Genomic DNA, 13,951 nt, shown 5'->3' on the forward strand with positions numbered 1-13,951 from the left:
AATCGTACGGAGAATCACCATGAAACCCTCGATGGCAATCAAGCCTCTGGTTTTCGCAATTGCTGCGGTCATGGCTGTTGCTGTACAAGCTGATCAGAACGACCGGCGTGGCGGGCACCACAATGGTCACCACAACAACGGGCAGCACACGCCTCCTCCCACCAGGATCCCTGTGTTTGCCACCGCCAACGCCATGGACAGCCAGCGCAGCACCGGCAACACCATCACCAACCAAGGCACCATCAACGAAGCCGAGATGAGCAGCTCGGCTTCGGGTGCCAGCGGCAACGTAGGTGTCAACGTGGCGGCCGGTAACGGCAACCAACAGGACAACGCTGCGGCCATTGCCAACGCATCGTCCGAATCCAGCCTGGACAACAGCTTCGTGTTCGGCTCCGCCGAAGCCACCGCTGACGTTCGCCAGTTCAGCAACAACAACCGTGTCGACAACTGGTCCACCCAGAACTCGGCGGTCATGACTGGCTCGGCCGATGGTGCAGAGGGTAACGTCGGCGTCAACATCGCTGGCGGCGACCTGAACCAGCAGAAGAACACCATGGCCATCGCCAACACCGGTGCCCCGCTGGGCAATGCCACTGCCACCGCCTCTGCCGACCAGAACGGCCCAGGCCTGACGGTGAACAACGGCGCCGACCGCACCTACCGGGTGGATACGCTGACCATCACCACCACCAAGAGCGGTTCCAGCTCGCGTGAGGGCACGTTCAACTCGACCGACGACCGCAGCTCGTCCTCAAGCTTCAGCGTGGCCGGCTCGCAAAGTGCCAGTTCCAGTGGTTCCAATGGCTGGACCTCCAGTGGTTCGAGCAGCATGAATGCCAGTGGCTCCAAGACCTCCAGTGCCAGCGGGTCGAACAGCTCCAGTGCCAGTGGTTCCAATAGCTCCAGTGCCAGCGGCTCCAACAGCTGGAATGCCAGTGGCTCGGTTGGCGCCACTGCCAGTTCGTCCAGCAGCTCCAGCCTGAATGCCACCCTGGCAGCCGCAGCCGATGCCAGCCGCACCGTGACCACCGATGACGGCCGTCGCGAACGCACCCGCACCGACAGCTTCGATGCATCGCTCAACGCATCGCTCAATGTCGATGTAGACCGCACACGTGACAGTTCGTACGACGCGTCGTTCGAGAAAGCGTTCGACTCGTCATTCGACAAGTCGAACGAGTCTTCCTTCGACCGTAACCACGAATCGTCGTACGACAAGACTCGCGCATCGGCCTACGAGAAGTCTCGCGACTCCTCGTATGAGAAGGCTCACGAGTCGACCTATGCCAACGCATCGGAATCGGCGTTTGAAAAGTCTGGCGAGAAATCGTCTCAATCGTCGAACGACGTGTCGAAGAGCTACAGCGAAAGCAGTGCCTACGACTTGAGCAATACCGTGTCCTTCCAAGTGCTGACCCCGACCGGCTGGGCCAACCCTGTTACCAACACTGCAACCCTTAGCGGTTCGGTGAACGGTGGCAGCGGCAACCTGGGCGTGAACGTGGCAGCCGGTGTGGGCAACCAGCAGAGCAACTCGCTGGCCATCTCCAACACCTCGTTCTGATCGCTGTGCTTGAGGCCCCCTTCGGGGGGCCTTTCTTCAACAGAACCGGAAGGCATCCGATCATGCGCATCATTGCCCTGGCGTTTTTGCTGTGCCTGGCCAGCGTGAGCGAAGCTGCACAAATGCCGCTGTCCGTCCTCCCGGGCGGCGCCGTGGTGTTCAAGCCCATCCAGAGCGTACGCGAGCGCAAGTTCGCCGACCTGGTGCAACAGAAGACCGACTTCAGCTGCGGCGCCGCCGCGCTGGCCACCATCCTGCGCCAGGCCTACTGGCTGGATGTGGACGAACAACAGATCATCGAAGGCATGCTGGCCCACGCCGACCAGGACCTGGTGCGCACGCAAGGCTTCTCGATGCTCGACATGAAACGCTACGTGGAAAGCCTGGGGATGCGTGCCCGCGGCTACCGGGTGGCGCCCGAGACCCTGCACAGCGTGCGCATCCCGGTCGTGGTGCTGATGGACGTGCGCGGCTACAAGCACTTCGTGGTCATGCAGAAGGTAGACAAGGGCTGGGTGTACATCGGTGACCCGGTACTGGGCCACAAGCGCTACAAGGTCGACGACTTTCTCAAGGGCTGGAACGGCATTATCTTCGCCGTGATCGGCCAGGGCTACGACAAGAACAACATCCTGCTCGACCCGCCCCTGCCCCTGACCGCCAAGGGCCGGGTGAACAACTTCACCCCGGTGCAGGATGCAGAGCTGCTGGACTTCGGGTTCATCAAAAGCGACTTCTTCTAACGACTCTTGCAACGACAAGGAGCACGAGGCTCCGGGGAGCACCCCAATGAAGAATGCATTCTGGCTTGCAATCGCATGCCTGACCGTCAGCCTTCCTACCCAGGCCGAAACCTTCAAGCCCGTCGAGCTGAAGGACCATGAGCTGGCGAGCTTGCGTGGCCGCTACGTGATGCCGGGGCGGATCGTGAGTTTCGGTATTGTCATGTCCAGCACCTGGCAGAATGCCAAAGGGGACGTGATCGGCGCGACGAGCACGATGCAGATTCAGCAGTCGACCATCAAACCGCAATTTTACGTGTCGTTGATCGACGAAAGCGGCACTGGCACAGCTTCAGCTGGAGCCACGGCACCGGGCACCGGTACCGTTACAGGCGGCGCCGGCCTCAACACCACAGAGGGTGTTACCCAGGTGGTACGCGCAGCTGGCGACAACAATACCGCCTACAACAATGTCGCCATCAATGTTTCCAAGGCCGATCAGGCGCCCACCGTGCTGCCACAGGGCCAGGCACTGGCCAACGGCCAGACACTGACAGGCGCAAACGGCGCAGGGGCGCTGAGTGTGTCCGCCAGCGGCGTAGGGGTACAGTTCAATATCAGTGCCAGTAACAACCAGGGCAGCAGCGTGCAGCGCCTGGCGCAGGGTGGCCTGATGCAGAACTCGACGCTGCTGGGCAATGGCAACCGGGTCAATAACGTCACCACGCTCAATGTAGTGATGCGCGAAAGCGTGCCGACAGCCGCGTCGCTGAACGGTAGCCTCGATCAGCTCAAAGGTCTTCGCACATTTGGATACTGATCTACGCTCAGTCTCATCAAAAGTAGTCGGCAGGGACGGCAATTCCATGCACCGATCTTTATCGCTCAAAGCTTTTGTGTGTTTGTCCACCTTGGCCCCGGCCACATTGCTTTACGCCGCAGCCGACCCTCAGGTCGAGGCTCTCAAGCAGGAACTGATGGAACTGAAACAACGCTACGAAGCCCAGCAGCAAGCGCTGATGGTGCTGGAGCAGCGCGTGCGCCAGGTAGAAGAAACCCCGGCAGCCCCCCCACCCAAACGCCTGGTCAGGTCCCCGGCCGAAGGGGTCAAGGGTGCACAGACGGTGGCTTCGGGTGCACCGGGCACCACCGGCAGCTCCTATGGCCAGGCGCTGACCGCCGACGCTGAACCGGCTCAGAGCGTGTCCAACCTGTACGATGAGGCCAGCGGCTTCTTCGGCGGCGGCAAGTTCAGCTTCGAGACCGGTGTCACCTATACCCACTACGATACCCGGGCGCTTGTGCTCAACGGCTTCCTGGCGCTGGACTCGATCTTCCTCGGCAGTATCAACCTTGACCGGGTTAAGGCAGATAACTGGACCCTGGACATGACTGCCCGCTACAACCTCGCCCAGCGCTGGCAGTTCGACATCAACGTCCCGGTGGTGTACCGCGAATCCACCTACTCTTCCGGCGGTGCGGGCGGCGCCGGGGCAAGCACCTCGGACGAAACCGTAACCCGCGACCCGGAAATCGGCGACGTCAACGTCGGTGTCGCCTACAAGTTCCTCGACGAAGACGAGACCTGGCCTGACGCCGTCGCTACCTTGCGCATCAAGGCGCCGACCGGCAAAGACCCCTATGGCATAAAACTGCGCCAGGTAGAGGGCAACGACAACCTATCAGTACCGGAAAGCCTGCCGACCGGCAACGGCGTCTGGTCGATCACGCCGGGCATCTCGCTGGTCAAGACCTTCGACCCCGCCGTGCTGTTCGGCAGCCTGTCCTACACCTACAACATGGAAGACTCGTTCAGCGACATCAGCCCACAGGTCAACAGCAAGGTGCCGGGCGATGTGAAGCTGGGCGACTCGTGGCAGATCGGCGGCGGTATCGCCTTTGCCCTGAACGAGAAGATGAGCATGTCGTTCTCGGTGTCCGACCAGTTCGCCCGCAAGAGCAAGATAAAACCGGATGGCGGCGACTGGCAGTCGATCTCCAACAGCGACTACAACGCAGCCAACTTCAACATCGGCATGACCTTCGCCGCCACCGACAACCTGACCATCGTGCCCAACCTGGCCATTGGTCTGACCGATGACGCGCCGGACTTTTCCTTCAGCCTGAAATTCCCCTACTACTTCTGATACTTGCCATCGGCCGGGCTCGCGCGAACGGGCCCGGCTTTTAGTTACCAGCCTTGTCCCGGACCGCCTTCCCTGCCACGGCCTGTTATCATCAAGCACAGTTGCATGACGATTTAATGGCAAAAGGGATGTTTTTGTGAAGAACCTGTCAGGTTACCCACGTACCCGGCTTGTCGTCCTGGCGGCCCTGGTACTGGTGATCCCACTGGGTACGCGCGCCATGCTGGGTTGGTCCAACCCACTCGGTTACCTGTCCGACCTCGCCCTCGGCAGCTTGCTGGTCTTGCTGCTGCACCGTCGGCCGTGGTGGCTGGCGTTCCCCGTGTTGCTGGCCTGGGCGGCCCTCTGGGTGGCTTCGGCCGAACTGGTCAGCGCGGTGGGCCGGTTGCCCACCAGCGCCGACCTGACGTACCTGCTCGACCCGCAGTTCATGGAAAACTCGACCGGTGGCGGCCTGGCCCATGCCTGGCTGCCCTGGGCCATGGGCGCCGGCCTGCTGGCCTGGCTGGCCAGCGCCTGGCGCAGCCGCACCCAACCCAGCCAGCCGCTGCCACGCACGGCCTGGGCCATTCCGCTGCTGCTTTTCGGCGCCCATTGGGGCAGCCAACAACTGGTACCTTCCGACGCCGACCAATGGCGGCAATACAACCTCACCCACCAGCTGCTGTCGGCCGGGGCCGGCAACCTGCAGCGCCAGGTCGAAGGCTGGATGGGCCGTACACAAACCTTCACCCCTCTGGCCAGCACCGGCCTGACCCAGTCCGACCTGCATGGCCAGCGCCTGCTCGCCGGGCCAGGCAACGCCCGCAACCTGCTGGTCATCACCGTTGAAGGCATCCCCGGGGCCTACCTGCGGCCCAACCGCCAGGCCCTGCACAGCCGCTTCGACGAAGAGCTGATGCCCAAGCTCAGCCAGTGGGCCGAGCGCGGCATGAACACCCCGGACTACGTGCTGCATACCCATCAGACCATCCGTGGCCTGTACGCAATGCTGTGCGGTGACTACGACAAGCTGGCCAACGGCACGCCCAAGGGCGTGGAACTGCTGACCCAGAACGAACGCAACCAGGCCTGCCTGCCGGCGCAGTTGCGCCAGGCCGGCTTCACCACCCACTACCTGCAGGGCGCCGGCCTGCGCTTCATGGCCAAGGACCGCATCATGCCGCACATCGGCTTTGACGCGGTGCACGGCCAGGAGTGGTTCCGCAACAGGAACTACCTGGACTTCCCCTGGGGCAAGGATGACCGCGCCTTCTTCGAGGGTGCGCTGGATTACGTCGGCCAGCTGCAAAAGCAGGACAAGCCATGGATGCTGACCCTGCTCACCGTGGGCACCCACCAGCCCTACTCGGCACCGGCCGAGTACCTGGAGCGCTACGACACGCCGAAACAGGCGGCAGTCGCCTACCTGGACGACGCACTCGGTGCATTCCTCGACAACCTCGAACGCCAGGGCGTACTCAAGGACACCCTGGTGGTGGTGACTTCCGACGAATCCCACGGCATCGACGGTGTGCGCCTGGCCTCGTCCTGGGGCTTCAACCTCACCCTGGCGCCGGAGCAGGCACAGTTGCCACGGATCAAGCGCGGTACCTATGGCCATATCGACCTGGCCACCTCCCTGCTCGACTACTTTGCCCTGCCCATCCCCATGGCGCTCGGCGGTCGCTCGCTGTACCGCGACTACGACAGCGGTCGCGAGATGATCTCCTACACCAACGGCATGCTGCGCTATCACGACGGCCAAGGTATGTTCACCGAATGCGACTTCCAGCAGCGCTGCCGGCGTTACGCCAGCGAGGGCTTCATCGCCGACCAGGCACGTTACCTTGGCCCCGGCGACAGCCTGCTCGGCCAGCAGCTCGGTGCCCTCGCCGGGGTGCTGGACCAGTCCCTGCTGCAGACACCACTCAACCTGCGTTACCAGTTCGGTGGCCCATCGCCGATCCGGCTGCGCAAGCGCATCAAAGATGACTGGGCCGACAACCTGATCGGCGCCCAGTACCTGGAAATGCCCGAGGGTTCGCATACCCGCGTACGGGTCAAGGTACGTTCGCTGGACCCCAAGCGCGCAGCCTATATCCAGCTCAAGGCCAAGCAGCTGGAGCAGGACGTACCGCTGGGCTTGCCTGACGAAGTGAAAGTCACCGCCGACGAGCCGCTGGAGATGGAGTTCAGCTTCGACAACCCGACCGCGCGCAAGGCGTTTTCCTTCCATTTGCTGGGCTATGGCGGTGGCCAGGTGGAAGTCAGCGACTTCAGCGTGATCACCGCGCTGCCTGGGGAAGATGAAGCAGCGGATGAACTGACCGAAGGGCATATCGCCCATTCGGGCTGAGCAGTACCACTCATCGCCCGGCCGCCGCGGCCTGTCGATTCGACCCGCCCGTGCTCGACTAGTGTGTGAATCCCCCAATGTGGAGACAGCACCATGAGCACGAGCGAAAGCAGGCACCCGGTGGTTTCCCGCAGCCAGTGGCTGGCGGCCCGTCGGCAGCTGTGGTTGCATGAAAAAGCGTTTACCCACCACCGCGACGCGCTGTCCGCAGCCCGTCGCGCCCTGCCCTGGGTCAAGGTGGAGCACGACTACCGCTTCCGGGGGCCGGACGGCGAACTGAGCCTGGCCGACCTGTTCGCGGGGCGCAGCCAGTTGCTGGTTTACCACTTCATGTTCGCCGAGGGCTGGAGCGAAGGCTGCCACGGCTGCTCGTTCCTGGCCGACCACTTTGACGGCGCCAACCTGCACCTGGCGCATCACGACGTGTCGCTGGTGGCGGTGTCGCGGGCACCGTATGCCGAGTTCCAGGCCTTCCGCCGGCGCATGGGCTGGCAGTTCCCCTGGTATTCGTCACATGGCAGCGGGTTCAACGAGGACTTTGGCGTCAGCGTTGGCAGCGAGGGCCAGCGGCAGTACAACTATGAGCCATACGAGGGCGATGAAAGCGAGCTTCCCGGGCTGAGTGCGTTCTATCGCGAGCCGGATGGCAGCGTGTACCACACCTACTCGACCTATGCCCGCGGGCTGGACATCCTGGTCAACACCTACAACTTCCTCGACATTGCGCCACTGGGGCGCAATGAGGCCGGGACCATGGACTGGGTGCGGCACCATGACCGTTATGAAGGGCAGCCGGACAAGCCCAACTGCTGCCATAAGTGATACTCAGCCCACACGCGGTCGTTGTAGGAGCGGCCTTGTGTCGCGAAAGGGCCGCAAAGCGGCCCCAGGATATTCAGCGGCGACGCACAAATTGCCGGGGCTGCCTTGCAGCCCTTTCGCGACACAAGGCCGCTCCTACAAAAGCCTGCGCAAGCCTGCAGTCACTCAGCCACGCCACTGGGGCGCAACGAGGCTGGGACCATGGACTGGGTGCGGCACCATGACCGTTATGAAGGGCTGCCGGACAAGCCTAACTGCTGCCATAAGTGATACTCAGCCCACACGCGGTCGTTGTAGGAGCGGCCTTGTGTCGCGAAAGGGCCGCAAAGCGGCCCCAGCAATTTCAACTGTTGTGAATCAACCCTGGGGCCGCGTTGCGGCCCTTTCGCGACACAAGGCCGCTCCCACAGGTATAGCGACAACCTCGAGAGCAACGCTGTACCTGTGGGAGCGGCTTTAGCCGCGAAGAAGCCAACGCGGTGGGTGGCACCGGCTGCGCCGGTGTTCGCGGGTAAACCCGCTCCCACAGGAATTGCGCCATGGTCCAGACTGCGTTCAACCCGTTACATCACCCGCGCACGCCCAGCATCCCGCGCTCGACGATGAAGTCGATCACCGCCTGCAGCCCCTCGCCCTTCTTCAGGTTGCTGAAGGTCCATGGCCGCTGCGGGCGCATGCGCTGGGTATCGCGCTCCATCACTTCCAGCGAAGCCCCCACATAGGGCGCCAGGTCGGTCTTGTTGATCACCAGGAAATCCGACTTGGTAATCCCCGGCCCACCCTTGCGCGGGATCTTCTCGCCTTCGGCCACATCGATCACGTAGATGGTCAGGTCGGCCAGCTCCGGGCTGAAAGTGGCACTCAGGTTGTCACCGCCGCTTTCGACGAAGATCACCTCGAGGTTGCCAAACTTGCGCGCCAGCGCTTCGACCGCCGCCAGGTTCATTGAGGCGTCCTCACGTATAGCCGTGTGCGGGCAGCCGCCGGTTTCCACACCGACGATGCGCTCCGGCTCAAGGGCCCCGGCTTCGGTGAGGATGCGCTGGTCCTCCTTGGTGTAGATGTCGTTGGTGACCACTGCGATCTGGTAGTGATCGCGCATGGCCTTGCACAAGGCTTCGAGCAGCGCCGTCTTGCCGGAGCCGACCGGGCCGCCGACACCGACGCGCAGGGGTTGTTGATAGCTTTGCATGCAGGCAGTCCTCAGGAACGGAACAATCGGGTGTATTGGGTTTCGTGTCGCGATGAGGCAATGGCCAGCAACGGCAGGCCGCCGCCAAGCTGGTCATCGCCCAGGCCCAGTGCCTGGTCGAGGGCCGCAGGCAGCCCTGCCCCCAGGTCGAGCAGCAAGGTCTGGGCAGCCTGCTGGCCGAACGGCACCAGCTTGACCCCGGCCATTACCGCGCCCTCCAGCCAGGCGAAGCCATGGCCCAGGGCCAACTGGCGCAGTGGGATCGCCCAGTGCGCAGCCAGCCAGGCCATACCGCCCAGCTGGGTGAGTTCGAGGCTGGTCCGCCAGGCCGGTGCCTGGCCCAGTTGCCAGCCGTCCAGCAGCCGTGCCAGCGCCGCGCCGCGCTGCTGTTCTTCCAGGCGCAGCTCGGCGGTTTCGCGGTTGGCCAGCAGAAAGCGGCTCCAGTGGCCGAAGGCCTCGGCGTCCTCGGCCTGGCAGGCGTGGTACAGGCGCGCCAGCACCGGCCAGTCGAGGCAGGCCAGGGTGTCGTCGATCTGCTCACGCTGCCAGGCAGCGAAACCATCCACGCCCCGTACCCAGCCCGCCTCGACCGCCCACTCCAGGCCTTGCGAGTAGGTGAAGCCACCCACCGGCAAGCCAGGGCTGGCCAGCTGCAGCAGGCGCAACAACGCCAGGTCACTGTCCATCAACCGGCCAGTACCAGCGCGGCGCCGGCCAGCAGGCCACCACCAAAGGCCTTCTGCAGGCCGCTATGCCTGCGCAACAGGCAACCGACCGCAAAGCCGGCCGCCAGCAACAGGCCGCTGACCGTGACGAAGCCGGCGCTGAACTGCCAGAACGCGCTTGGCGTGGCTTCCACGCCATGGGCCCAGCCATGGAACAGGGCGAACACCGGCATGGCCATGGCCAACAGCAGTTGGCGGCTGGGCAGTAGCACGGCACCGGCAGCCACCAGCAGCGACACGGCGATCAGAGTTTCCATGCCCAGCACATCGCCGAACAGGTGGCCGCACACCGCGCCGCCGAACATCGCCGCCAAGGTTGCCAGGGGTAGCGTCAGGCTGCGCCGGGTCAACGCGGCGAGTACACCAGTGCCCAGCAGCATCAGCAGGTGGTCAAGGCCGGTCAGCGGGTGCAGCAGGCCGTCCTGCAGCGGGTTGGCGTCGTGCCCGGGGTGGGCGAAGGCAGGCAGAGCCAGCATCAGCAGAAACAGGGCGAAAGTCTTTTTCATCGGTTGCTCCAGGCAGTTCAGGAATGGGCAGGCAGGCGCACGAACGGGTGATCGTGGCCGTGGGCATGGCTGTGGCTGTGCGGCGCGCTCTGGTAGGCGCCCGCTTCAGGCTCGAACGGCGCCTGTTCGGCCTCTACCGTCAGGCCCAGGCCGCGCAACATGTCGTCCAGCACGTGGTCGTGCTGGAAGCGCAACAGGCCGGGTTCGATCTGCAGCGGCACATGGCGGTTGCCCAGGTGATAGGCCGCGCGGGCCAGCAGGTGCGGGTCGGCGCAGCGCACTGTGGACACCGCTTCGGGCGCCGCCAGCACGCGGATCAGCTGGATGCCCTCGGCATCGGCCAGCAGTTCGCCCCCGCGCAGCAGGTGGCCGCGCTCGAGCATCAGCCCGGCCTCGCGACCATCATCCAGGGTCACCCGCAGGCGGCTCTTGATGCGGCTGTCCACGTCCAGGGTAACGGTGCCGGTTTCGCCCAACTGGCCGGGGTCGGTGATACGGCGGGTCAAGACAATCATCGGTGCTCCTTCAGAACAGGAAGTAACGCTGGGCCAGCGGCAGTTCGCGGGCCGGCTCGCAGACCAGCAGTTCGCCGTCGGCACGCACCTGGTAGGTCTGCGCATCGACCTCGATCAGCGGCTGCAGGGTGTTGTGGACCATGTCCGGCTTGCGCACCCGGCGGCAGCCATGGGCCACGCCGATCAGGCTGCGCAGGTTCAGCTCCTCGGCCAGGCCACGGTCCATCGCCGCCTGGGGCAGGAAGGTCATGCGCGTGGCATGCCGCGCCGCGCCCAGGGCGCCGAACATCGGGCGGTAGTGCACCGGTTGCGGCGTGGGGATGGAACCGTTGATGTCGCCCATGGGCGCGGTGACGATCATCCCACCCTTGATCACCAGGGCCGGCTTGACCGCAAAGAACGCCGGCGCCCACAGCACCAGGTCGGCCAGCTTGCCGACTTCCACCGAGCCCACTTCGTGGCCGATGCCGTGGGTCAGTGCCGGGTTGATGGTGTACTTGGCGATGTAGCGCTTGACCCGGAAGTTGTCGCTGTAGCTGGTGTCCGGCGCCAGTGGCCCGCGGCGCAGCTTCATCTGGTGGGCCACCTGCCAGGTGCGCAGCACCACCTCGCCAACCCGGCCCATGGCCTGGGAGTCGGACGAGGTCATGGCAAAGGCGCCCATGTCGTGGAGGATGTCCTCGGCGGCGATGGTTTCGCGGCGGATGCGCGACTCGGCAAAGGCCACGTCTTCGGCGATGCTCGGGTCCAGGTGGTGGCAGACCATGAGCATGTCCAGGTGCTCGTCCACGGTGTTGACCGTGTACGGCAGGGTCGGGTTGGTCGAGGACGGCAACACGTTGGCCTGCCCCGCCGCGCGGATGATATCCGGGGCGTGGCCGCCACCAGCACCCTCGGTGTGGAAGGTGTGGATGGTACGGTCGCCGATGGCCGCCAGAGTGTCTTCGATGCAGCCGGACTCATTGAGGGTGTCGGTGTGGATCGCCACCTGGATGTCCATTTCCTCGGCCACGCCCAGGCAGCAGTCGATGGCAGCTGGTGTCGAACCCCAATCTTCGTGCAGCTTGAGGCCCACGGCGCCGGCCGCGATCTGCTCGCGCAGTGCTTCCGGCCGCGAGGCGTTGCCCTTGCCCAGCAAGCCGATGTTGATCGGCAGGCTGTCGGCGGCCTGGAGCATGCGCGCCAGGTACCAGGGGCCGGGCGTGCAGGTGGTGGCGTTGGTGCCGGTGGCCGGCCCGGTGCCGCCGCCGATGAAGGTGGTGACGCCGCTGTTCAGCGCCTCGTCCACCTGCTGCGGGCAGATGAAGTGGATGTGCGAGTCGACGCCACCGGCGGTGACGATCTTGCCCTCGGCCGCGATCACCTCGGTGCCGGGGCCCACGGGCACGTTCACGCCCGGCTGCACATCGGGGTTGCCAGCCTTGCCGATCACCGCGATACGCCCGTGCTTGATGCCGATATCGGCCTTGACGATGCCCCAGTGGTCGATGATCAGGGCATTGGTCAGTACCAGGTCCATGGCTTCGGCGGCCAGCATCTGGCCTTGCCCCATGCCATCGCGGATGACCTTGCCGCCACCGAACTTCACCTCTTCGCCATAGATGGTGAAGTCGCGCTCCACCTCGACCCACAGCGCGGTGTCGGCCAGGCGTACGCGGTCGCCTACCGTGGGGCCGAACATGTCGGCATAGGCCTGGCGGGAAATGCGGCTCATGCCCTGCCCTCCAGCGCGCCCATCACCTTGCCCTGGAAGCCATGGACCTCGCGCTTGCCGGCGTAGGCCACCAGTTGCACGGTACGCGCCTGGCCGGGCTCGAAACGCACGGCGGTACCGGCGGGAATGTCCAGGCGAAAGCCCAGGGTCGGCGCGCGCTCGAACACCAGCGCCTCGTTGACTTCGTAGAAGTGGTAGTGCGAGCCGACCTGCACCGGCCGGTCGCCATGGTTGGCCACGCTGACGCTGACCGTCGCACGGCCGCTGTTCAGCTCGATGTCGCCGGCGGCGACCTGGATTTCACCTGGGATCATGCGGGGCTCCTGGGCAGTTTCAGACGATGGGGTCATGCACGGTCACCAGCTTGGTGCCATCCGGGAAGGTCGCTTCGACCTGCACGTCGTGGAGCATTTCGGCAATGCCAGGCATCACCTGCTCGCGGCTCAATACTTCGCGCCCCAGGCTCATCAGCTCGGCGACGGTGCGGCCATCACGGGCGCCTTCGAGCACGGCGGCACTGATCAGCGCCACTGCTTCCGGGTAGTTGAGCTTCAGGCCACGGGCCAGGCGCCGCTCCGCCAGCAACGCGGCGGTGAACAGCAGCAGTTTGTCTTTCTCTCTCGGGGTCAGCTCCATGGCGCTCTCTCAGGTGGCCCAGATACGCGGCGGGCAGGCCGGCAGGCCGAGGACGGCCGGGCGCAGCACATGCCACAGGCGTTGCAGGGTGCGTTGCAGGTGTTGGTTGTCATGGTCGAGCACGCGAATCACCAGCAACGACCCAAGCAGGGTCACGCCGGCCGGGTTGGCCATCTCGTCGAGCAGCGGGCGCACCAGATCCAGCACGGCCTGGTCGGCGGGTGCGGCGCAGAAGGTGGCCAGCAGCGGATGCCCGCCAAGCTTGTCCAGGCGCCCGCCTTCGACGCGCAGGCGCTCGTGCAGGCCCACTTCGTCGGGCAGTTCGATGTGCAGGCGGCTGTCGAGGGCACCCTGCTCGAAACGCTCGTTCATCACCGGGCGCCCCAGGCACAGGGTTTCCCAGGCCAGCAGGCGCGCCCCCGGTTCGAGGGTGAAACGGCTGTCGAGGCTGGCGCGGGCGCCGGAGAAGAAGATGCTGTCCTGCGGCAGCCACTCCAGGGTGCTGCCGGCGGCCAGGTGAAAGCGCTGGGCCAGCCGCGCGGTCGGGCCGATGCTGCGGTAGAACTTGCTGGCGCCGGGCATGGTCAGCAGCGCGTGGCTGCCCGGCTCCAGCTGGATATCCAGCTCCAGGCGGTCGCCGGCGACGATCCCACCGGGTGGGTGCAGCACGTAGACATGGCACGGTGCACCTTCCGGATAGAACGGCCGCTGCACCAAAAGAGGTCCGAAATGCCGCCACGCACCAAGGCGGGTCACCTCGTCGCGCCTGACGAAACGCAACTGCAGGTGAGCGCTCCAGCCGGCATCGTCGTGTTGTTGTTCGATCTGCTCCGCGAGCGACATCCTGCGGCCCCTGAAATCCGTGGCCTGCTGGCCGTTTAGAGGGGCAGGCACGCACGGCTACGGCGCGCGCGGCCTGACCACTCGATCAAATTCGCAGGCTGGATATAGCAGGTTGCGGGCCAACTCCGCAGGTGAACGAAGATGAAACTTTTGCCCAAGCCGCTCTGGCATCGGGCATACGGGGGGATGGCGCACAAAGTGGGGGCGCACTCAGGCCCTGTTTA

At 64.8% G+C, this 13,951-nt stretch carries 14 protein-coding genes and 1 pseudogene; 7 read left to right on the plus strand and 8 right to left on the minus strand.

The genetic code is table 11. The features are described from left to right. The first annotated feature begins 19 nt into the window (after positions 1-19). The 7 genes and pseudogenes from C163_RS14380 to C163_RS27140 all read left to right on the plus strand — a co-directional run. Positions 20-1,567: a hypothetical protein gene (locus tag C163_RS14380; RefSeq protein ID WP_025339416.1), complete on the plus strand. Its 1,548-nt coding sequence runs from the start codon at positions 20-22 to the stop codon at positions 1,565-1,567. Positions 1,568-1,629: 62 nt separating this feature from the next. After that, a complete protein-coding gene (locus C163_RS14385) occupies positions 1,630-2,310 on the plus strand; it encodes a C39 family peptidase (RefSeq protein WP_025339417.1) in 681 nt (226 codons plus the stop codon). 46 nt (positions 2,311-2,356) lie between these two features. Next, positions 2,357-3,109 carry a hypothetical protein gene (locus tag C163_RS14390; protein WP_025339418.1) on the plus strand — a complete coding sequence of 251 codons (753 nt, stop codon included), beginning with the start codon at positions 2,357-2,359 and terminating at the stop codon, positions 3,107-3,109. A gap of 46 nt (positions 3,110-3,155) precedes the next feature. Next, the gene (locus C163_RS14395; protein WP_025339419.1) at positions 3,156-4,436 is read left to right on the plus strand and encodes a hypothetical protein; all 1,281 of its coding nucleotides are present in this window, start codon (positions 3,156-3,158) and stop codon (positions 4,434-4,436) included. Positions 4,437-4,572: 136 nt separating this feature from the next. After that, positions 4,573-6,774 (plus strand): LTA synthase family protein, encoded by a 2,202-nt coding sequence (locus tag C163_RS14400; RefSeq protein WP_025339420.1) that lies wholly within the window; start codon positions 4,573-4,575, stop codon positions 6,772-6,774. A gap of 93 nt (positions 6,775-6,867) precedes the next feature. Continuing rightward, positions 6,868-7,596: a thioredoxin family protein gene (locus tag C163_RS14405; protein ID WP_025339421.1), complete on the plus strand. Its 729-nt coding sequence runs from the start codon at positions 6,868-6,870 to the stop codon at positions 7,594-7,596. A 174-nt stretch (positions 7,597-7,770) separates the two neighbouring features. After that, positions 7,771-7,866 (plus strand): annotated as a pseudogene (locus C163_RS27140) (DUF899 domain-containing protein); the annotation flags it as partial. Between the two features lie 298 nt (positions 7,867-8,164). Here the strand turns inward: C163_RS27140 and ureG are convergent. From ureG to C163_RS14445, 8 genes are read right to left on the minus strand one after another with little or no spacing between them, the layout of a single operon-like run. After that, positions 8,165-8,788, minus strand: a complete 624-nt coding sequence (gene ureG, locus C163_RS14410) for an urease accessory protein UreG (protein WP_010953755.1) — start codon at positions 8,786-8,788, stop codon at positions 8,165-8,167. 11 nt (positions 8,789-8,799) lie between these two features. Further along, entirely contained in the window at positions 8,800-9,474 is a 675-nt protein-coding gene (locus C163_RS14415) for an urease accessory protein UreF (RefSeq protein ID WP_025339422.1), read from the minus strand. Continuing rightward, positions 9,474-10,019: a HupE/UreJ family protein gene (locus C163_RS14420; RefSeq protein WP_025339423.1), complete on the minus strand. Its 546-nt coding sequence runs from the start codon at positions 10,017-10,019 to the stop codon at positions 9,474-9,476. The genes C163_RS14415 and C163_RS14420 overlap by 1 nt, the downstream gene beginning before the upstream one ends. Before the next feature lie 17 nt (positions 10,020-10,036). After that, on the minus strand, positions 10,037-10,534 hold the full coding sequence (gene ureE / locus C163_RS14425; protein WP_025339424.1) for an urease accessory protein UreE: 498 nt from the start codon (positions 10,532-10,534) through the stop codon (positions 10,037-10,039). 10 nt (positions 10,535-10,544) lie between these two features. Further along, positions 10,545-12,248, minus strand: a complete 1,704-nt coding sequence (gene ureC, locus C163_RS14430; RefSeq protein WP_025339425.1) for an urease subunit alpha — start codon at positions 12,246-12,248, stop codon at positions 10,545-10,547. Beyond that, on the minus strand, positions 12,245-12,562 hold the full coding sequence (locus tag C163_RS14435; RefSeq protein WP_025339426.1) for an urease subunit beta: 318 nt from the start codon (positions 12,560-12,562) through the stop codon (positions 12,245-12,247). The genes ureC and C163_RS14435 overlap by 4 nt, the downstream gene beginning before the upstream one ends. A 19-nt stretch (positions 12,563-12,581) precedes the next feature. Next, the gene (locus C163_RS14440) at positions 12,582-12,884 is read right to left on the minus strand and encodes an urease subunit gamma (protein WP_003256923.1); all 303 of its coding nucleotides are present in this window, start codon (positions 12,882-12,884) and stop codon (positions 12,582-12,584) included. A gap of 9 nt (positions 12,885-12,893) precedes the next feature. Continuing rightward, on the minus strand, positions 12,894-13,727 hold the full coding sequence (locus C163_RS14445; protein WP_025339427.1) for an urease accessory protein UreD: 834 nt from the start codon (positions 13,725-13,727) through the stop codon (positions 12,894-12,896). Positions 13,728-13,951: the final 224 nt, after the last annotated feature.

Source organism: Pseudomonas sp. FGI182, from assembly GCF_000511325.1.
In the GTDB taxonomy this organism is placed as follows: Bacteria; Pseudomonadota; Gammaproteobacteria; order Pseudomonadales; family Pseudomonadaceae; genus Aquipseudomonas; species Aquipseudomonas putida_Z.